The sequence below is a fragment of the Pseudomonas faucium genome (assembly GCF_021602585.1).
GTDB lineage: Bacteria > Pseudomonadota > Gammaproteobacteria > Pseudomonadales > Pseudomonadaceae > Aquipseudomonas > Aquipseudomonas faucium.
In genome coordinates this window covers 161,839-179,427 of the sequence record NZ_BQIP01000010.1, presented here as the reverse complement: position 1 = coordinate 179,427, position 17,589 = coordinate 161,839, and the positions used below count along the sequence as shown (strand labels likewise).

At 63.7% G+C, this 17,589-nt stretch carries 22 protein-coding genes; 14 read left to right on the top strand and 8 right to left on the bottom strand.

Annotation, left to right across the window (positions count from 1 at the left end; all coding sequences use genetic code 11):
- The first annotated feature begins 10 nt into the window (after positions 1-10).
- From L6D75_RS14395 to recX, 8 genes are all read left to right on the top strand, one after another.
- Positions 11-856, top strand: coding sequence for a phage tail protein (locus L6D75_RS14395; RefSeq protein ID WP_176511559.1), 846 nt, complete (start codon positions 11-13; stop codon positions 854-856).
- Positions 831-1,037, top strand: coding sequence for a tail protein X (locus L6D75_RS14390; protein WP_176511560.1), 207 nt, complete (start codon positions 831-833; stop codon positions 1,035-1,037). Before L6D75_RS14395 ends, L6D75_RS14390 begins: the two co-directional genes overlap by 26 nt.
- 4 nt (positions 1,038-1,041) lie before the next feature.
- Entirely contained in the window at positions 1,042-2,076 is a 1,035-nt protein-coding gene (locus L6D75_RS14385) for a phage late control D family protein (protein ID WP_176511561.1), read from the top strand.
- 27 nt (positions 2,077-2,103) lie between these two features.
- A complete protein-coding gene (locus tag L6D75_RS14380; protein WP_176511562.1) occupies positions 2,104-2,652 on the top strand; it encodes a glycoside hydrolase family 19 protein in 549 nt (182 codons plus the stop codon).
- Entirely contained in the window at positions 2,649-3,125 is a 477-nt protein-coding gene (locus L6D75_RS14375) for a lysis system i-spanin subunit Rz (RefSeq protein ID WP_176511563.1), read from the top strand. Before L6D75_RS14380 ends, L6D75_RS14375 begins: the two co-directional genes overlap by 4 nt.
- A 106-nt stretch (positions 3,126-3,231) precedes the next feature.
- On the top strand, positions 3,232-3,714 hold the full coding sequence (locus L6D75_RS14370; protein WP_176511564.1) for a CinA family protein: 483 nt from the start codon (positions 3,232-3,234) through the stop codon (positions 3,712-3,714).
- A gap of 104 nt (positions 3,715-3,818) precedes the next feature.
- Positions 3,819-4,886 carry a recombinase RecA gene (gene recA / locus L6D75_RS14365; RefSeq protein WP_176511565.1) on the top strand — a complete coding sequence of 356 codons (1,068 nt, stop codon included), beginning with the start codon at positions 3,819-3,821 and terminating at the stop codon, positions 4,884-4,886.
- 22 nt (positions 4,887-4,908) lie between these two features.
- Positions 4,909-5,376 carry a recombination regulator RecX gene (gene recX, locus L6D75_RS14360; protein ID WP_176511566.1) on the top strand — a complete coding sequence of 156 codons (468 nt, stop codon included), beginning with the start codon at positions 4,909-4,911 and terminating at the stop codon, positions 5,374-5,376.
- Positions 5,377-5,382: 6 nt separating this feature from the next.
- On the opposite strand, the gene L6D75_RS14355 is transcribed toward recX, so the two are convergent.
- Entirely contained in the window at positions 5,383-6,501 is a 1,119-nt protein-coding gene (locus tag L6D75_RS14355) for an LOG family protein (RefSeq protein ID WP_176511567.1), read from the bottom strand.
- Between the two features lie 303 nt (positions 6,502-6,804).
- Between L6D75_RS14355 and L6D75_RS14350 the strand changes: the two genes are divergently transcribed.
- A complete protein-coding gene (locus L6D75_RS14350; RefSeq protein WP_176511568.1) occupies positions 6,805-7,011 on the top strand; it encodes a hypothetical protein in 207 nt (68 codons plus the stop codon).
- On the opposite strand, the gene L6D75_RS14345 is transcribed toward L6D75_RS14350, so the two are convergent.
- On the bottom strand, positions 7,012-7,431 hold the full coding sequence (locus L6D75_RS14345) for a quorum-sensing-regulated virulence factor family protein (protein ID WP_176511569.1): 420 nt from the start codon (positions 7,429-7,431) through the stop codon (positions 7,012-7,014).
- A 223-nt stretch (positions 7,432-7,654) separates the two neighbouring features.
- Between L6D75_RS14345 and L6D75_RS14340 the strand changes: the two genes are divergently transcribed.
- From L6D75_RS14340 to L6D75_RS14330, 3 genes are all read left to right on the top strand, one after another.
- On the top strand, positions 7,655-8,365 hold the full coding sequence (locus tag L6D75_RS14340) for a tRNA-uridine aminocarboxypropyltransferase (RefSeq protein ID WP_176511570.1): 711 nt from the start codon (positions 7,655-7,657) through the stop codon (positions 8,363-8,365).
- 179 nt (positions 8,366-8,544) lie between these two features.
- Positions 8,545-9,195, top strand: coding sequence for a response regulator transcription factor ErdR (erdR, locus tag L6D75_RS14335; RefSeq protein WP_176511571.1), 651 nt, complete (start codon positions 8,545-8,547; stop codon positions 9,193-9,195).
- 73 nt (positions 9,196-9,268) lie between these two features.
- Positions 9,269-9,631, top strand: coding sequence for a diacylglycerol kinase (locus L6D75_RS14330; protein WP_008094698.1), 363 nt, complete (start codon positions 9,269-9,271; stop codon positions 9,629-9,631).
- Here the strand turns inward: L6D75_RS14330 and finR are convergent.
- Positions 9,628-10,554 carry a LysR family transcriptional regulator FinR gene (gene finR, locus L6D75_RS14325; protein ID WP_176511572.1) on the bottom strand — a complete coding sequence of 309 codons (927 nt, stop codon included), beginning with the start codon at positions 10,552-10,554 and terminating at the stop codon, positions 9,628-9,630. The genes L6D75_RS14330 and finR overlap by 4 nt on opposite strands.
- A 118-nt stretch (positions 10,555-10,672) precedes the next feature.
- Here finR and fpr point away from each other — a divergent pair, with 118 nt between their 5' ends.
- Entirely contained in the window at positions 10,673-11,452 is a 780-nt protein-coding gene (gene fpr, locus L6D75_RS14320) for a ferredoxin-NADP reductase (protein ID WP_023381933.1), read from the top strand.
- 67 nt (positions 11,453-11,519) lie between these two features.
- Here the strand turns inward: fpr and tsaA are convergent, their stop codons facing one another.
- The 5 genes from tsaA to rimO all read right to left on the bottom strand — a co-directional run bounded on the left by tsaA (position 11,520) and on the right by rimO (position 15,437).
- A complete protein-coding gene (tsaA, locus tag L6D75_RS14315) occupies positions 11,520-12,215 on the bottom strand; it encodes a tRNA (N6-threonylcarbamoyladenosine(37)-N6)-methyltransferase TrmO (protein ID WP_176511573.1) in 696 nt (231 codons plus the stop codon).
- 6 nt (positions 12,216-12,221) lie between these two features.
- Positions 12,222-12,683, bottom strand: coding sequence for a YehS family protein (locus tag L6D75_RS14310; protein ID WP_176511574.1), 462 nt, complete (start codon positions 12,681-12,683; stop codon positions 12,222-12,224).
- Between the two features lie 46 nt (positions 12,684-12,729).
- A complete protein-coding gene (locus tag L6D75_RS14305) occupies positions 12,730-13,440 on the bottom strand; it encodes an rRNA pseudouridine synthase (RefSeq protein ID WP_176511575.1) in 711 nt (236 codons plus the stop codon).
- A 127-nt stretch (positions 13,441-13,567) separates the two neighbouring features.
- Positions 13,568-14,017, bottom strand: coding sequence for a GNAT family N-acetyltransferase (locus tag L6D75_RS14300; protein ID WP_176511576.1), 450 nt, complete (start codon positions 14,015-14,017; stop codon positions 13,568-13,570).
- A gap of 88 nt (positions 14,018-14,105) precedes the next feature.
- Entirely contained in the window at positions 14,106-15,437 is a 1,332-nt protein-coding gene (gene rimO, locus L6D75_RS14295) for a 30S ribosomal protein S12 methylthiotransferase RimO (protein WP_176511577.1), read from the bottom strand.
- Between the two features lie 234 nt (positions 15,438-15,671).
- Between rimO and L6D75_RS14290 the strand changes: the two genes are divergently transcribed.
- The gene (locus tag L6D75_RS14290; RefSeq protein WP_176511578.1) at positions 15,672-17,570 is read left to right on the top strand and encodes a potassium transporter Kup; all 1,899 of its coding nucleotides are present in this window, start codon (positions 15,672-15,674) and stop codon (positions 17,568-17,570) included.
- Positions 17,571-17,589 lie beyond the last annotated feature (19 nt).

Here is a 17,589-nt window from a genome sequence, read left to right as displayed (position 1 = left end):
GGAGCTTTCAATGACCTATCTGGAGCAACTCCAGGGCGCCTTGCATGCCCTGGTCAAGGCCGGCGAAGCGGGGCGCCAGCGTGCCGATGCCATGCTCGAGCCGATGACCCAGGCAGTCGGCCATGCCAAGGAGGCAGCCGCCGAACTCGAGGCCCTGCCATGGATCGGCCCGGCCATCGGCAAGCGCCTGCAACGCACGATGCGCGCCATCGACTCGGCCAAGCAGCGCGTCGACAAGGTGATTGCCAAGTACGACCACGCCGTCGATGAGGTGCGCAAGGTGCAGGAGCGGGTGGACGCCTTCGCCGAACACCTGGGCAAGGCCGGCGCGGCCATTCGCCGGGTGATCGGCGATGTGCGCTCGGTCGCCAAGGGCGTGCTCACCACCTTTGGCTTCGCGCCCGATGCAACCCCTGCGGCCGAGGCGATCAAACCCTTCGCGCACTTGCTGGTGCTGCAGCCGCTGAAGGCCAATGCCGCGCCGTACTACTTCAACCTCGACACCGCTGCTTTCGACCAGCTGCGCCGGCAAACGCGCTTTCGCTGGGCCGGGCAGGACCGCCTGGGCCGCGAGAGCGCGCAGCAGGCGGTTGGCCTGGGCGAAGAAACCATCAGCATCCGCGGCGCGATCTTCCCCGGCTTCAAGGCCGGGCTGGGCCAGTTGCAGGCGCTGCGCGGCATCGGCCGCCAGCTTCTGCCGCTGTCCTTGACCACAGGCTACGGCGAAGTGCTCGGTACCTGGTGCTTGACCAGCATCGAGGAAGAGCAGGGCGCCTTGCTGGCCGGTGGCATCCCTCGCAAACAAGGCTTCTCACTGGAGTTCGTCAGTTATGGACAAGACCTGCAAAACGTCTGAGGGCGACGTGCTCGATACCCTCTGCCATCACTATTACGGGCACCTCGATGGCAGCGTCGAGGCCGTGCTGCACGCCAACCAGGGGTTGGCCGACGAGGCCCAGCCGTTTCGCAGCGGCGTGACCATCCGCCTGCCCACCCTGGCGCTGGCGCCGGCCAACGTCGTGCAGCTCTGGGACTGATGCCATGCAACCGCTCTTTCGCATCCAGGCCGATGGCCAGGACATTACTGCGCTGATCAACGACCGCCTGTTGCTGCTGCGCACTACCGACAAACCAGGGATGGAGTCGGATGATTTCGAGCTGCGCATCGATGCCCGCGACGCCAGCGTGGCAGTGCCTGCCCGCGGCGCACAGATCGAGGTGCACCTGGGTTACGCCGGCCAGCCGCTGACCCGGCTGGGGCGTTACACCGTCGATGAAATCGAGTTGTCAGGCCCTCCCGATACCCTGGTGATTCGCGGCAAGGCCAGCGACTTGCGTGGCAGTGGCAGGACCGTGCGCAGCGGCAGCTGGGAGGCCGTGCCCCTGCAGCGCATCGTTGCCGAGATTGGCGCGCGCAATGGCTGGCAAGCGCTCTGCCCGGTGCTGGCCCAGGTGCCGCGCGTCGATCAGTACAACGAATCGGATTTCAATTTCATCACCCGCCTGGCCCGCCAGTACGACTGCACCGCCAAGCTTGCCAATGGCCAGCTGCTGGTGCTGCCGCGCCAGGGCGGGCAGAGCGCCAGCGGCAAACCGCTGGCGGTGGTCGGCATTGCCCGCGACGAGGTCAGCCAGTGGCATTTTCGCCTGGACGACAAGGCGGTGCGCCAGGCCGTGCGTACCCGCCATCAAGACCCGGCCAGTGGCGAGTCGAAGGCCGTCGAGCTGGCCAACGAGGAGGCCGTGCAAGGGCCGCGGCCGGTGCATACCGATCGCCATCTGTACCCCAACCGCGCGGCCGCCGAGCAGGCCGCCAGGGCACGATTGGCCAGCTTCAATCGCGATACCGCCAGCGTGCGCCTCGATCTGCCTGGGCGCACCGACCTGTTTGCCGAGCGCAGCATCGACCTGCGTGGGTTTGTCGATGGCCTGGACGGGCAGTATCAGGTCGACTCGGTTGAGCAGGTGTTCACCCGCTCGGGCTGGCGCACCACGGTACAGGGCAATGGCGGCAAGGCAGGTAAATCGAAGGCCAAGGGCGCGGCGCCTCGCCGAGGGGCGGCGACCAAGGCCTGAGGGGCGATTCACCCAAGGAGGACAGACATGCTTACACAAGCGCAATTGCTACAGATTCTGCCCAACGCCCGCCCCGTCGCGGGCGTTTTTCTTACAGCCTTGAACGTCACCTTGCCACGCTGGGAGATCGACAATCCCAAGCGTGTGGCGGCTTTCATCGCCCAGGTCGGCCATGAGTCAGGCCAGTTTCGTTACGTCAGGGAGCTGGGCAGCGACCGTTACCTGGCACGCTACGACACCGGCAGCCTGGCCCGGCGCCTGGGCAATACCCCTCAGGCGGATGGCGACGGCCAGTTGTATTGCGGGCGCGGGCTGATCCAGGTCACCGGGCGCAACAACTACCAGGCCTGCAGCCGTGCGCTGTTCGGCGATGAGCGCTTGCTGGCACAGCCGCAACTGCTCGAACAGCCGCGTTGGGCCTGCGAGTCGGCGGCGTGGTTCTGGCACTCGCGCGGGCTCAATGCCCTGGCTGACCGGGGCGAGTTCAACCGCATCACCCGTCATATCAATGGAGGGCTCAATGGGCTGGAAGACCGCCTCGTGCTCTGGGCGCGGGCGCGTGAGGTGTTGTGTTGAGCCGGCTGCAACAGGGGCTAGGGGTATTTTTGCTGGTGTCTTGCGTAGCGCTGGCCTGGCAGGTGCAGGGCTGGCGCTATGGGCGGCAGCTGGCGCAACAGGCGCAAGCCCAGGCCGATGCCTGGGCCGCGCGCCTGTTTGCCGAGCGCGAGCAACGCCAAGCGCTGGAGCAGCGCCTGCAGGTGAGTGAAACCCGTCATTCCAAGGAGCTTGCCGATGCGCAACAGTCTCAGGCACGCCTGCGTGATCGCCTTGCTACTGCCGATCTGCGGCTGTCGGTCCTGGTCGAGCGCGACGCCGCCTGCACCACAGTGCCTGCCGCCGCCGGCGCCGGCAGCGTGGATCATGCAACCGTACGCGCCTGGCTTGAGCCGGCGCATGCTCGACGAATTATCGCCATCACCGATGAAGGGGATCGGGGGTTGATCGCGCTGCGGGCTTGCCAGGATTATGTGCGGGCGTTGCGGCAGTGATTGCCGGGCTTGCCTTGGGGCGCTCGATCGCAAGGGCGCCACACAATTCAAGGCATGCCCCTTCACCAAATGCTACGGTGTCCCGCAATCCTCAAGGAGCCCCACAATGGACCCGATCACCGTTCTCTCCACCCGCCTGGGCGAGCACCTGCGCCGCTTCGACGCCCAGGTGAGCACTGCCGAATCCTGCACCGGCGGCGGCATCGCCGAAGCCATCACCCGCGTGCCCGGCAGCTCGGCCTGGTTCGAGGCCGGCTACGTCACCTATTCCAATAGCCAGAAGACTCGCCAGTTGGGCGTGCCAGAGGCGTTGTTCAGCCAGGTCGGCGCCGTCAGCCAGGAAGTGGTCGAAGCCATGGCGCGCGGTGCGCAGGCGGCCAGCGGTGCACGCTTTGCGGTGGCCGTCAGCGGCATCGCCGGGCCGGATGGCGGCTCGCCGGCCAAGCCGGTGGGCACCGTATGGCTGGCCTGGGCTGATGGCGAACGGGTATCGAGTGAGCGCCGCCACTTCGACGGCGACCGCGAAAGCGTGCGCCGACAGACGGTGATCGCCGCGCTAGACGGCTTGTTACAGCTCGGCGGCGAGTAATTCGACGACAGGGGTTTGCTCAAGCGCTTGCCTGTGGAATAATACTGGCTACTTATACAGGTATTCCCGGCCATCAGGGCCAAGTCGAACACGTGAGGATTTCAATGGACGACAACAAGAAGCGCGCCTTGGCTGCGGCCCTGGGTCAGATCGAACGCCAATTCGGCAAAGGCGCTGTCATGCGCATGGGCGATCACGAGCGCCAGGGTATCCCGGCCATCTCGACCGGCTCGCTGGGCCTGGACATCGCCCTCGGCATCGGCGGCCTGCCAAAAGGCCGTATCGTCGAAATCTATGGCCCGGAATCGTCGGGTAAGACCACGCTGACCCTGTCGGTCATCGCCGAGGCCCAGAAGAATGGCGCCACCTGCGCCTTCGTCGACGCCGAGCACGCCCTCGACCCTGAATACGCCGGCAAGCTGGGCGTCAACGTCGACGACCTGCTGGTCTCGCAGCCGGATACCGGTGAGCAGGCCCTGGAAATCACCGACATGCTGGTGCGTTCCAACGCCGTTGACGTGATCATCGTCGACTCCGTGGCTGCCCTGGTACCCAAGGCCGAAATCGAAGGCGAGATGGGCGACATGCACGTCGGCCTGCAGGCCCGTCTTATGTCCCAGGCGCTGCGCAAGATCACCGGTAACATCAAGAACGCCAACTGCCTGGTCATCTTCATCAACCAGATCCGCATGAAGATCGGTGTGATGTTCGGTAGCCCGGAAACCACCACCGGCGGTAACGCGCTGAAGTTCTACGCCTCGGTGCGCCTGGACATTCGCCGTACTGGCGCGGTGAAGGAAGGCGACGAAGTGGTGGGCAGCGAAACCCGCGTCAAGATCGTCAAGAACAAGGTCTCGCCACCGTTCCGTCAGGCCGAGTTCCAGATTCTCTACGGCAAGGGTATCTACCGTAACGGCGAAATCATCGACCTGGGCGTATCCCAAGGGCTGGTGGAGAAGTCCGGTGCTTGGTACAGCTACCAGGGCAACAAGATCGGCCAGGGCAAGGCTAACGCCGCCAAGTACCTGCAAGAAAACCCGGCCATCGGTACCGAGATCGAGAAGCAGATCCGCGAGAAGCTGCTCAACTCGGGTGCTGTTGCCGCTGCCGGCAAGACCGCTGCTGCTGAAGCCGATGCCGACGACATGGCCGATGCCGAAACCGGTTATTGATCCGCGTTTGTAGGCTGCTGGTATGGCCGTCGTACTCGACACCCCCGTCGCCATTCGGCGGACCGCCATGGACCTGCTCGCGCGCCGCGAGCATGGTCGCGTCGAGCTGACGCGCAAACTGCGTCAGCGCGGCGCTTCGGATGAGCTGATCGAGCCTGAGCTCGATCGGCTTGCCGAAGAAGGGCTGCTTAGCGAAGCCCGCTATCTCGAAAGCTTCATCCGATACCGTTCCAATGCCGGCTATGGCCCCGCACGTATTCGTGAGGAGCTCGGCCAGCGTGGCCTGAACCGTGGCGACATCGACCAGGCACTGCGTGACAGTGGTGTGGACTGGGCCGAGCGGTTACAGGAGGCCTGGCAGCGCAAATATGCGGGCCAGCGCCCACAAGACCCCCGCAGCCGTGCCCAGCAGACCCGGTTTCTTGCTTACCGTGGGTTTGCCATGGACATGATCGGCCGCCTGCTCAGCGGCCGGGACTTGTACGACTGAAACCTTCTAGCTGACCTTCAACGCCTCCCGCGCCCGCTGGGTGGTGTGCATGGGCTGTGGCTTTGCCCAGTTCTCCGGCAGGTTGATGAAATCCACCAGCTCGCGCAGGCGGCCTTGGTCGCGGCCATTGAAGGCAAAGGTCAGGCGAGTCAGGTGGTTGTAATTACCTGTCTCATGCTCTGCGCCACTGTCTGCGTGCTGGTGATACTTGCCGCTCAGGCGCAAATCGGCGAAACCTTCCTGGATCTCGAACAGCGCGGCGTCGCTGAGCCGGTGGTGCATGCGAATCACGAACTGGTTTTTCAGCCAGCGGCTGGAGTGGTAGTTGCTGTAGAACTGGTTGATCTCCTCCACCGCTTCGTCGGCACTGTAGACCAGGCGCAGCAGCTTCAGGTCGGTGGGCAGGATGTAGCGGTTTTCCTGCAGTTGGCGGCTGATGAAATCCAGGCAATCGCGCCAGAATGTGCCGCCGGGTGAGTCCAGCAGCACCACCGGTACCAGCGGGCTCTTGCCGGTCTGGATCAATGTCAGCACTTCCAGTGCCTCGTCGAGCGTGCCGAAACCGCCTGGGCAAAGCACCAGCCCGTCGGCTTCCTTGACGAAGAACAGCTTGCGAATGAAGAAGAAGTGGAACGGCAACAGCTTGTCGGTACCGTCCACCGTCGGGTTGGCATGCTGCTCGAAGGGCAGGGTGATGTTGAAGCCCAGGCTGTGCTCGCTGCCGGCGCCTTCGTGGGCGGCGGCCATGATGCCGCCGCCGGCACCGGTAATGACCATCAGGTCGGAGCGCGCCAGGGTCGCCCCCAGCTCGCGCGCCAGCGCATACATCGGGTGTTCGATCGGCGTGCGCGCCGAGCCGAACACAGTGACCTTGCGCCGGCCCTTGTAGCGCTGCAAAGCGCGGAAAGAATGGTCCAGCTCGCGAAGCGCCTGCAGGGTGATCTTGGCGCTCCAGCGGTCACTGTCGTCGTGGGCCATGCGCAGGATGGTCAGCATCATGTCGCGGTACAGTGGCAGGTTGGGGCTGTCGGGTGCGACCAGTTGCAGTTGTTCGTCGACCTTGCTCAGGTCGATGCCGCTGTCCCTGAAGTGATTGAACAGATGTTCATTGGATTGATAAGGCATTCAACGTCTCCTTCTGCAGCAAAACCTCTGACCGAGCCGATGGCGTGGCTCGGCCGCGACACTGCGTGTGTCGCTGGCTGCTCTGGCCCGAGTGTGCATCCCGAGCATTGCAGTTGGCCTTCAGGCCGTGATGCAGGGTGTCAGTCCATCTTCTTGTTGTTTTGTCGCTCTACGCTATCAATCTAGACCTTCGCGCCGGTTCCTGCCGCCAGGGCGGCCAGGGCCACTCGTCGGAGCTCGGCCATGGTTGCCAAGGGTTTGGTTAACTGGAGAAGCGAAACGTGTCGATGCGGGAGGTGGCCTATGTATCGCTTGGTCATCGAGGTGGACCGGGAGCTGTATCAGCAGCTGGAGAATGCAGCGCAGGATCACCATGTGAGCCTGGAGGAGGAGTGCCGTCGCAGGTTGGCAACGCTTGAGTGCCAGTCACGCTACTTGCAGGCGCTGCTGGCGGAGATGCGCGCCGATGAAGAAGCTCGGCGCGCGGAAGGTGTGCAGGTTAGTACCTGATCACTTCCTCTTGTTGCCGGCCGAGCAGCTGGCAGCATCGAACGCCTGGTCCATGACCGGCTGGTTGGTCTTATAGACGGTGAAGCGGTAGACCATCACCGCGCCCTTGGACATCAGGTTACGAAAACCGCTGTTGCGGCACACGCTGTCGCCGAGCTGGCTGCGCACCTGTGCCGGGTTCGCCTGCATGCGCGCGGCATGCTCGGCGCGCACGCTCAGGTGGTTGATCAGGGCCTTGCCTTCGACGGTGTAGCCCTGGTCGAGGATGTCTTCGTTGATGGCGCGTGGGGTGCCGACACTGCTCTCCTGGGCAACTTTCTGCAGCATCTTGTTCAACTCGAACTCCTGCTTGGACGCAGCCTGGGCGGCGAGTGGCAGTGCGAGCAACAGGCTCAGGGCCGGGGCGATAAGACGCAGCATGAATCTCTCCTGGTTCGATGACTGGCGCTTTGACATGCGCAGGTGGCCGGCGTTCCATGAAAACCGCAACGCCACTGGCAGATGGGCAACCGCCAAAGCGCCGATTATAAGGGAGCCGCCCTTGCTGCTGCACGGCAAATGACGCCCGCTCTGGTAGACTGGCGCTTTGTTCAGCCCGAGTTTTCGTAGTGTCCAGTCACAACCTTGTCAGAGGCTTGCCAGCATGAGCCATGCGGTAGCGCGCCTGCGCGCCGAACGCTTGGCACGCAGCATCAAACCGTTCATCGCGCGCGGCTCACGTGCCGAGCGCTGCCCTGCATGTCGGGTCATCGCCAGCCATTGCCTGTGTGCCTGGAAGCCGCGGGTGCAGGCCGACTCGGGGGTGTGCCTGCTGATGCATGACACCGAGCCATTGAAACCCACCAATACCGGCTGGCTGATTGCCGACCTGATCGAGGACACCTCGGCCTTCGGCTGGTTGCGCACCTCCGTGGACGAAAACCTGCTGGCGCTGCTCGAAGACCCGCAGTGGCAACCCTACATCGTCTTCCCAGGTGAATTCGTTGCCCAGGAGCGCGTCGTGAGCGAGGTGCAACGTGTACCGGGCAAGCGCCCGCTGTTCATCCTGCTCGATGCCACCTGGACCGAAGCGCGCAAGATGTTCCGCAAGAGCCCGTACCTGGATCGCTTCCCGGTGTTGAGCCTGCAAGCCGAGCAGATGTCGCGCTACCGCTTGCGCCGCTCCAAGCGGGACGATCATTTCTGCACGGCGGAAGTCGCAGCCATGTGCCTGGAGCTGGCAGGCGACAGCCAGGCCTCGCAGGCCCTGGATGCCTACCTGGATGTGTTCAGCCTGCATTACCTCAGTGGCAAGCGTCGCCTGCCGCTGGATGAGCAGGACGATGTCCACCAGCGTTTGCATACCTTCCTATAGTCCAAGGGGCAGGTGCCCCGCTTTGGTTCATAATGACGGAGCTGGCAGCCAGGGTGGGCGAGACGGCTGGGCGATTGGCTTGACCACCCCCGACCGTGCTCGGCATCCTTGGCGCCGATTCCCCGCCAGGCGCTATCACTACCCCGCATGCGCCTGCACAGAACAGGATCCATACATCGATGGCCACTTACGAAATCCTGATAGCCGATGACCACCCGCTGTTTCGTGGCGCTCTGCGCCAGGCCGTTACCCTCGCCCTGGGCGCGGATGTGCGCCTTGTCGAGGTGGCGAGCATCGCCGAACTGGAAACCCGCCTGAGCGAAAAGTCCGATTGGGACCTGGTCCTGCTCGACCTGAACATGCCGGGCGCCTACGGTTTCTCCGGGCTGGTCCTGCTGCGCGGGCAGTACCCGCAGATTCCGGTGGTGATGGTTTCGGCCCAGGAAGAGGCAGCTGTGGTGGTCAAGTCGCGCGAGTTCGGCGCCAGTGGTTTCATTCCCAAGTCCAGCGGCCTGGAAGTCATCCAGGATGCCGTGCGCAAGGTGCTCGACGGCGACGTCTGGTGGCCACCGCAGGCGTTCGAGAAGGTCGACGTGTCGGCCGAGGCCAAGGCCGCCAGCGAAGGCCTTGCCAGCCTTACGCCGCAGCAGTTCCGCGTGCTGACCATGGTCTGCGAAGGCTTGCTGAACAAGCAGATCGCCTATGAGCTGAGTGTGTCGGAAGCGACCATCAAGGCCCACGTGACGGCAATTTTCCGCAAGCTTGGCGTGCGCACCCGGACCCAGGCGGCGTTGCTTTTGCAACAACTTGAATCGGTTGCGAGCAACTGAGGCCTTGCGTCTTCACGCTTTTTTGACCCGAGCCGGTCTAGTCTGCTGGCCTTTTATCTGTGAAGTGACTCACATGTCGCCATTCAAAGGCCAGACCGGCCTCAAACGTATCTTCAACGCCGCCGGCTACTCGCTGGACGGCCTGCGCGCCGCCTTCAAGGGTGAAGCCGCCTTCCGCCAGCTGGTGCTGCTCAATGTGCTGCTGATTCCGATCGCCTTCTGGCTGCCGGTCAGCCGTGCGGAGCGGGCGATCATGATCGCGGTGTGCCTGCTGGGCCTGATCGTCGAGCTGTTCAACTCTGCGGTGGAAGCGGCCATCGACCGCATCTCCCTGGAGCGCCACCCGTTGTCCAAGAATGCCAAGGACATGGGCAGCGCCGCGCAGCTGGTGGCGTTGACCATGGTTGCGCTGGTGTGGGGCGTGATCCTGCTCTAAGCGATCGGCGGCAACACGATTTCATCACTGCGGGTAAAGCCCGCGGTGAAGTTGCGGCATAGCTCGAGAAATTCGCGCATGGCCGAGGTCTGGTATTTCTGCTTGTGCCAGATGAAATAGAACTGGCGCATCAGGTCCAGCTCCGGCGTCTCCACCGGCACCAGGCTGCCACGGCGGAAGGCGTCGCGCAGGGCCATGCGCGAGATGCAGCTGATGCCCAGGCCCGACTCCACGGCGCGCTTGATCGCCTCGGTGTGTTCCAGCTCCAGGCGGATGTTGAGGTTGGCGCGATGATGGCGCATGGCCTGATCGAAGGTCAGGCGCGTGCCGGAGCCCTGCTCGCGCAAGATCCAGTCCTCACGCGACAAACTCTCGACATCGGCCCGGCCCAGTTTGGCGAGCGGGTGCTGCGGCGCACAGAACACCACCAGCTCATCTTCGACCCAAGGCTGCACCTCCAGGTCCGGGTGGTTGCAGTCACCCTCGATTAGACCCAGATCAATTTCGTACTGCGCCACCTGGTGCACGATATGGGCTGTGTTCTGCACGTGCAGCTTCACCTGGCTTTCCGGGTGCACCTGCATGAAGCTGCCGATCAGCAGGGTGGCCAGGTAGTTGCCGATGGTCAGCGTGGCGCCCACCGCCAGCGAGCCGAACCCCGACTTGCCGTTGAGCAAGTCTTCTATTTCCTTGGCCTGGTCGAGCAAGGCAACCGCCTGGGGCAGCAACTGATGGCCAAGGGCGTTGAGGGCCAGGCGTTTGCCCGCGCGGTCGAACAGCTGGCAGCTCGATTGACGCTCGAGTTCGGTGATTGACGTACTGGCGGCCGATTGCGACAAAGCCAGCACGCTGGCGGCTCGAGAGACGCTTTGGTGCTGGGCCACGGCAACGAAGACCTGAAGCTGACGAAGTGTGAATCGCATATCTATATAACCGATAACACATATCTTGATAATTCAGTTAACAGATATTGTCGCTGCCCCTAAACTATCGCGCAACTGCGCGTCTTGCGCGCTGCGTTTTTCTTCAGGAGCCCCATAGATGAGCAACATGAACCACGAACGTGTCCTCAGTGTGCATCACTGGAACGACACCCTGTTCAGCTTCAAGTGCACCCGCGACCCGGGCCTGCGCTTCGAGAACGGTCAGTTCGTGATGATCGGCCTGCAACAGGACAATGGCCGTCCGCTCATGCGCGCCTATTCCATCGCGTCGCCGAACTGGGAAGAGCACCTGGAGTTCTTCAGCATCAAGGTGCCGGACGGCCCGCTGACCTCCCAGCTGCAGCACCTGAAGGAAGGCGACGAGATCATCATCAGCAAGAAGCCTACCGGCACGCTGGTGCTCGACGACCTGAACCCGGGCAAGCACCTGTACCTGCTGAGCACCGGCACTGGCCTGGCGCCGTTCATGAGCGTCATCCAGGACCCGGAAACCTACGAGCGTTTCGAGAAGGTGATCCTGGTACACGGCGTGCGTTACGTGAACGAAGTGGCCTACCGCGAGTTCATCACCGAGCACCTGCCGCAGAACGAGTTCTTCGGCGAGGCGGTACGTGACAAGCTGATCTACTACCCGACCGTGACCCGCGAGCCGTTCGAGAACCAGGGCCGCCTGACCGACCTGATGCGCAGCGGCAAGCTGTTCAGCGACATTGGCCTGCCACCGATCAACCCGCAGGACGACCGTGCGATGATCTGCGGCAGCCCGAGCATGCTCGATGAAACCAGCGAAGTGCTCGACAGCTTCGGCCTGAAGATTTCGCCGCGCATGCGCGAGCCAGGCGACTACCTGATCGAGCGTGCTTTCGTCGAGAAGTAAGGCGATAGCAGCAATAAAAAACGCAGGCCATGGCCTGCGTTTTTTATTGCCCGGCATTCAGCGAACCTCAGCTGTCGCGTACCACTTCCAGCACCCGAATCACGTCGGCCTGCGGATACTGCCAGCGTACCTGCACATCCCAGAACTTCACCCCATATACCCGCTCAGGTGCAGGCACCTGGTAGGCCGGCCGTGGGTCCTGGGCCAGGCATTGCTCGATCAGCTCCACCAGCGGCTCGCCCAGGCGCAGTGCATGGGCCCTGGCCTGGGGCAGGGCGTCGTCATGCCATTGCACGGCAATCGCCTGTGGCGCGGCGCTGGCCATCAGGTTGGTGGCCCCGGCGATGCTGTCGGCGTAGGGCACATAGGGCTTGATATCGAGCACCGGTGTGCCATCGAGCAGGTCGATCCCGGACAGCAGCAGCCGCCCCGGCTCCACGCCCTCCAGGCGCACCACCGACTGGCCGATGCCGTTGGGCCGGTGGGTCGCGCGGGTAGCGAACACGCCCATGCTCTTGTTACCGCCCAGGCGCGGAGGGCGCACCTTCAGGCGGGGCTTTTCCTCCAGGGCCTGGTGGAACAGGAACAGCAGCCACACATGGCTGACCTGTTCGAGACCCTCCACGGCATCGCCCTGGTCGAACGGTGGCAGCAATTCCAACACCCCGCGCGCCGCCGGTGCCAGCTGTGGCTGGCGCGGGATGGCGAACTTCTCCTTGAAGCAGGAGCGCACGATGCCGACCGGCGAGACGGTATGCTGCATGGCCACCTAGCCGCGCACCCGCAGGGTCAGGCCCTTGAGGAAGTTGCGCAGCAGCTGGTCGCCGCAAGGGCGGTAGTTGTCATGGCCGACCTTGCGAAACAGCGCGCTCAGTTCAGGCTTGGACACCGGGAAGTTGACCGACTTGAGGATCACGTGCAGGTCCTCTTCCTTCAGCTCGAAGGCCACCCGCAGCTTCTTGAGAATGGTGTTGTTGGTCACCGGCAGCTCCACCGGCTGTTGTGGGCGGCTGTCGTCCTTGCCCCGGCGGTGGATCACCAAACCGTCGAGGAAGTGCGCCATGACCCGCTCGGGGCAGCGCACGAAGCCTGCCTCGTCTTCTTTCTTCAGGTAGGTGGCGAGCACCACCGGGTTAACCTCGAGGCCGGACAGCGCGATGATTTCGGCCATCTTGGCGTCGTTCACCTTGAGCATGTAGCGCAGGCTGCGCAGGACATCGTTGTGGTTCATTGCTACAGAATCCTGTTCAGAGCCGCGCTGTGGCGCGGCGTATTGCTTAGAAACGTTCGGTGCTGGCCAGGTAACGCCATTGCCCCAGGGGCAGCTTGCCCATGGGCACGCCACCCAGGCGAATGCGGCGCATGCTGCGCACTTCCAGGCGCAGGTAGGCGCACAATTCGGAAATCTGCCCAGGTTGCGGGTTTTTCAAGGCCAGGCGCAGGTGGGTTTCGTTCTGCCAGCTGGCCTTGGCCTTGGGCAGCTCCCGGTCATTGCGGGTGGCCCCGCGCGCCAGCCTTTCCAAGGCCTGGGGCGTGGTTTCGCCGCGTACTTCGATGATGTATTCCTGCTCCAGCTTGCGCAGGTCGGCCTCGATCTTGCGGGTTACCCGCCAGTCCTGGGTGAATACCTGCAAGCCGCTGGCACCACGTTCCAGCGGCGCAACGCAGGCCAGGCGGGCGAAGTGCCCATGCAGCGGCCGCACAGCTTCGCGGTGGGCTTCGCTGAGGTTGCCCAGGTTGATGCCGGCGCGGGCCGTCTCGTTGTCGACGCCGGCTTGCTGGTTGAGCAGCAGGGTCACCGGTTCAAGGGTTTCGGCCTTGGCCCCGGGCAGCAGCTCGACGCGCTGGCCGTCCACCTTGAACTGCGGTTGCTCGACGACGATGCCATCGACCGTGACCCAGCCCCCCTCGATATACAACTCGGCCTCGCGGCGTGAGCAGCCGAGCTGCTCGATGAGGCGTTTGGACAGGCGGATGGGTTCGGACATGGAGGTCGATTCGCAAGGCAGGGAAAGACCTCCATTGTACCTGCCCGTGGCCGCCAGATGATGGGAATCTGTGTCAAATGCGCCATTTCGGAAACATTGCACGGCGTCCTACACCGAAGTCCTAATCCTATGTAGGTATCAGCTTCATGTGCAGCAAGGGATAGGGTTGCCCCAAGCCGTCGGTTTCCGAACGGCCGATCACTTCGAAGCCTTCGTGCAGGTAGAAGCCCAATGCCTGCGGGTTCTGTTCGTTGACATCCAGGGTTTCGGCGTTCAGTTCGCGGATGGCATAGCGCAGCAGGCGCTTGCCGACGCCGCGGCCGCGGTAGGTGGGGGCGACGAACAGCATGTCGACACGGCCATTGGCGACCCCGGCAAAGCCGCAGATGCGTTGGCGGTCCTTGCAGCAGATGAGCATCACGGCGTCCAGGTAGCTGCGCAATACATGCTCGCGCAGCAGCAGGATGTAGGCGTCGGGCAGGAAATGGTGGGTGGCGCGCACCGAGTCTTCCCACACCTGCACCAGCTCCGGGTAGTCCTTCAGGTGCGGGGTTTGCAGCGTCAGTGCCATGTGCATGCCGGTGATCCTCAGGGGCCATTGAGGAAACCATAGATGCAAAAAAAAGCCCCGCCAGTGGGCGGGGCTTGGTCACATGGGGCAGGCCTCAGACAGGCTCGGCCCACATGTCATATTCATCGGCATCGACCACGCGGCAACGCACTTTGTCGCCCGGCTTGAAACCATGGTCGCCATCGATGAACACGCTGCCGTCGATCTCCGGCGCATCGAAGAAGCTGCGGCCCACCGAGCCCTGTTCCTCGACTTCGTCGATCAGCACTTCGATTTCCTTGCCGATGCGCAGTTGCAGGCGTGCGGCGCTGATCGCCTGCTGGTGCGCCATGAAGCGGTCCCAGCGGTCCTGCTTGACGTCGTCCGGGACTTCGTCCAGGCCCAGGTCGTTGGCCGGCGCGCCTTCCACGGGCGAGTACTGGAAGCAGCCGACGCGGTCGAGCTGGGCTTCGGTCAGCCAGTCCAGCAGGTACTGGAAGTCTTCCTCGGTCTCGCCCGGGAAGCCGACGATGAAGGTCGAACGGATCACCAGCTCAGGGCACTGTTCGCGCCAGTTCTTGATGCGCGCCAGGGTGCGGTCTTCGAAGGCCGGGCGCTTCATCGACTTGAGCACTTTGGGGCTGGCGTGCTGGAACGGGATGTCCAGGTACGGCAGGATCTTGCCGGCCGCCATCAGCGGGATCACGTCGTCGACGTTCGGGTACGGGTACACGTAGTGCAGGCGCACCCAGGCACCCAGGCTGCTCAGCGCTTCGCACAGCTCGAGCATGCGGGTCTTGACCGGGCGGCCGTTCCAGAAGTCGGTCTTGTACTTGACGTCGACGCCGTAGGCGCTGGTGTCCTGGGAAATCACCAGGATTTCCTTGACGCCGGCCTTGACCAGGCGCTCGGCCTCGCTCAGCACTTCGCCGACCGGGCGGCTGACCAGCTTGCCGCGCATCGACGGGATGATGCAGAAGCTGCAGCTGTGGTTGCAGCCTTCGGAAATCTTCAGGTAGGCGTAGTGGCGCGGGGTCAGCTTGACGCCCTGCGGCGGCACCAGGTCGATCAGCGGGTTGTGGTCCTGGCGTGGCGGCACCACTTCGTGCACGGCATTGACCACCTGCTCGTACTGCTGCGGGCCGCTGACCGACAGCACGCTTGGGTGCACATCGCGGATGTTGCCTTCCTCGACACCCATGCAGCCGGTGACGATGACCTTGCCGTTTTCCTTGATCGCTTCGCCGATCACTTCCAGCGATTCGGCCTTGGCGCTGTCGATGAAGCCGCAGGTGTTGACCACCACCACATCGGCGTCTTCGTAGGTGGGCACGACTTCATAGCCTTCCATGCGCAGTTGGGTAAGGATGCGCTCGGAATCGACCAAAGCCTTCGGGCAGCCGAGGCTGACGAATCCGACCTTAGGGGTGGCGGGAGTGGTGGACATGACTAACCTCGGTATTGAATGCAGTTCGCCCCACCGGTGGCAGGGCGAGCTTGGCGGGCGCTGTGGGCGCCTCTGATCAAAAAGTGCGCAATTCTAGCGAGCGCAAGGTCGATTGACCAGCACAAAAGCGACGAACGCTGCGCTATGCTTCGCGCCGTTGCGTCCGGGTATCGCTGATGCCCTGGCGTAGGGGTGAAATCTACCGGCCGTTGGGGCCGTTTGCGGGAGTGGTCGATGGTTCAGGCAAGCAGTCACGCCGAGGGCGGGCAGGGGGCGACACGCTCGATCAGCCTGCTGGTGGCAGCTGTTGGGGTGGTCTATGGCGATATCGGCACCAGCCCGTTGTATACCCTCAAGGAAGTGTTCACTGGCGGTTATGGCGTACCGGTCAACCATGACGGGGTGCTGGGGATCCTGTCGCTGATCCTCTGGTCGCTGCTGTGGGTGGTGTCGTTCAAGTACGTGATGTTCATCCTGCGTGCCGACAACCAGGGCGAGGGTGGCACCATGGCGCTGACCGCGCTGGCGCGGCGGGCCACGGCGGCCTACCCGCGGCTGCGTACGCTGATGGTCATCTGCGGGTTGATCGGCGCCTCTTTGTTCTACGGCGACAGCATGATCACCCCGGCGGTGTCGGTGTTGTCGGCAGTGGAGGGCATGGGCCTGGCGTTCGACGGCATCGATCACTGGGTGGTGCCGATCTCGCTGGTGGTGCTGGTGGCGCTGTTTCTGGTGCAAAAGCATGGCACGGAGAAGATCGGCAAGGCGTTCGGCCCGATCATGGTCTGCTGGTTCCTGGTGCTGGCCGCGCTGGGCGTGCATGGCATTTCGCAGAGCCCGGAAGTGCTCAAGGCATTCAACCCAGGCTGGGCCGTCAACTTCTTCGTGGTCCACCCCGGCATGGGCGTGGCCATCCTCGGCGCGGTGGTGCTGGCGCTGACCGGTGCCGAGGCGTTGTACGCCGACATGGGCCATTTCGGCCGCAAGCCGATCGCCCGCGCCTGGTTCGCCCTGGTGCTGCCGGCGCTGGTGCTCAACTATTTCGGCCAGGGCGCAATCTTGCTGCAGAACCCTGACGCCGCGCGCAACCCGTTCTACCTGCTGGCACCGGGGTGGGCCCTGCTGCCGTTGGTGGGGCTGGCGACCATGGCCACGGTGATTGCCTCGCAGGCGGTGATTTCCGGGGCCTTCTCCCTGACCCGCCAGGCCATCCAGCTCGGTTACATCCCGCGCATGCAGATCCAGCACACCTCCAGCGACGAGCAGGGGCAGATCTACATCGGTGCGGTGAACTGGACGCTGATGGTCGGCGTGGTGCTGCTGGTGATCGGTTTCGAATCGTCCGGCGCGCTGGCTGCGGCCTATGGCGTGGCGGTGACCGGCACCATGCTGATGACCACCATCCTGGTTTCGGCGGTGATGCTGCTGCTGTGGAAATGGCCACCGCTGCTCGCCGTGCCGGTGCTGGTGGGCTTTTTGCTGGTCGATGGGCTGTTCTTCGCCGCCAACGTGCCGAAGATCGTCCAGGGCGGTGCCTTCCCGGTGCTGGCAGGGGGCGTGTTGTTCCTGCTGATGAGTACCTGGAAGCGTGGCAAGCAGATTTTGGTCGAGCGTATCGATGAAGGCGGGTTGCCGCTGCCGGTGTTCATCAGCAGCATTCGCGTGCAGCCGCCGCACCGGGTCGAAGGGACCGCGGTGTTCCTGACGGCGCGGCCCGATGCCGTGCCCCATGCGCTGCTGCACAACATGCTGCACAACCAGGTGCTGCACAGCCAGGTGGTGTTGCTGACGGTGGTCAGCGAAGACCGGCCGCGGGTGCCGGAGCAGGAGCGTTTCGAGGTGGAGTCGTATGGCGACGGGTTCTTCCGCGTATTGCTGCACTTTGGCTTCATGGACGAGCCGGACGTGCCGGCGGCGCTGAAACTGTGCCACCTGGACGAGCTGGATTTCAGCCCGATGCGCACCACCTACTTCCTGAGCCGGGAAACGGTGATTGCCTCGCGGCTGGAGGGGATGTCGCGCTGGCGGGGGAACCTGTTCGCGTTTCTGTTGAAGAACGCCAACGGCAACTTGCGCTTCTTCAACCTGCCGCTCAACCGGGTGATCGAGCTGGGGACGCAGGTCGAGATTTGAGTGAATGCGGGGGCTGCTT

Excerpts from the sequence above, each read along its gene's own strand:
- L6D75_RS14395 (WP_176511559.1), top strand. The coding sequence starts at position 11 with ATGACCTATCTGGAGCAACTCCAGGGCGCCTTGCATGCCCTGGTCAAG.
- L6D75_RS14390 (WP_176511560.1), top strand. The coding sequence starts at position 831 with ATGGACAAGACCTGCAAAACGTCTGAGGGCGACGTGCTCGATACCCTC.
- L6D75_RS14385 (WP_176511561.1), top strand. The coding sequence starts at position 1,042 with ATGCAACCGCTCTTTCGCATCCAGGCCGATGGCCAGGACATTACTGCG.
- L6D75_RS14380 (WP_176511562.1), top strand. The coding sequence starts at position 2,104 with ATGCTTACACAAGCGCAATTGCTACAGATTCTGCCCAACGCCCGCCCC.
- L6D75_RS14370 (WP_176511564.1), top strand. The coding sequence starts at position 3,232 with ATGGACCCGATCACCGTTCTCTCCACCCGCCTGGGCGAGCACCTGCGC.
- recA (WP_176511565.1), top strand. The coding sequence starts at position 3,819 with ATGGACGACAACAAGAAGCGCGCCTTGGCTGCGGCCCTGGGTCAGATC.
- recX (WP_176511566.1), top strand. The coding sequence starts at position 4,909 with ATGGCCGTCGTACTCGACACCCCCGTCGCCATTCGGCGGACCGCCATG.
- L6D75_RS14355 (WP_176511567.1), bottom strand. The coding sequence starts at position 6,501 with ATGCCTTATCAATCCAATGAACATCTGTTCAATCACTTCAGGGACAGC.
- L6D75_RS14350 (WP_176511568.1), top strand. The coding sequence starts at position 6,805 with ATGTATCGCTTGGTCATCGAGGTGGACCGGGAGCTGTATCAGCAGCTG.
- L6D75_RS14345 (WP_176511569.1), bottom strand. The coding sequence starts at position 7,431 with ATGCTGCGTCTTATCGCCCCGGCCCTGAGCCTGTTGCTCGCACTGCCA.
- L6D75_RS14340 (WP_176511570.1), top strand. The coding sequence starts at position 7,655 with ATGAGCCATGCGGTAGCGCGCCTGCGCGCCGAACGCTTGGCACGCAGC.
- erdR (WP_176511571.1), top strand. The coding sequence starts at position 8,545 with ATGGCCACTTACGAAATCCTGATAGCCGATGACCACCCGCTGTTTCGT.
- L6D75_RS14330 (WP_008094698.1), top strand. The coding sequence starts at position 9,269 with ATGTCGCCATTCAAAGGCCAGACCGGCCTCAAACGTATCTTCAACGCC.
- finR (WP_176511572.1), bottom strand. The coding sequence starts at position 10,554 with ATGCGATTCACACTTCGTCAGCTTCAGGTCTTCGTTGCCGTGGCCCAG.
- fpr (WP_023381933.1), top strand. The coding sequence starts at position 10,673 with ATGAGCAACATGAACCACGAACGTGTCCTCAGTGTGCATCACTGGAAC.
- tsaA (WP_176511573.1), bottom strand. The coding sequence starts at position 12,215 with ATGCAGCATACCGTCTCGCCGGTCGGCATCGTGCGCTCCTGCTTCAAG.
- L6D75_RS14310 (WP_176511574.1), bottom strand. The coding sequence starts at position 12,683 with ATGAACCACAACGATGTCCTGCGCAGCCTGCGCTACATGCTCAAGGTG.
- L6D75_RS14305 (WP_176511575.1), bottom strand. The coding sequence starts at position 13,440 with ATGTCCGAACCCATCCGCCTGTCCAAACGCCTCATCGAGCAGCTCGGC.
- L6D75_RS14300 (WP_176511576.1), bottom strand. The coding sequence starts at position 14,017 with ATGCACATGGCACTGACGCTGCAAACCCCGCACCTGAAGGACTACCCG.
- rimO (WP_176511577.1), bottom strand. The coding sequence starts at position 15,437 with ATGTCCACCACTCCCGCCACCCCTAAGGTCGGATTCGTCAGCCTCGGC.
- L6D75_RS14290 (WP_176511578.1), top strand. The coding sequence starts at position 15,672 with ATGGTTCAGGCAAGCAGTCACGCCGAGGGCGGGCAGGGGGCGACACGC.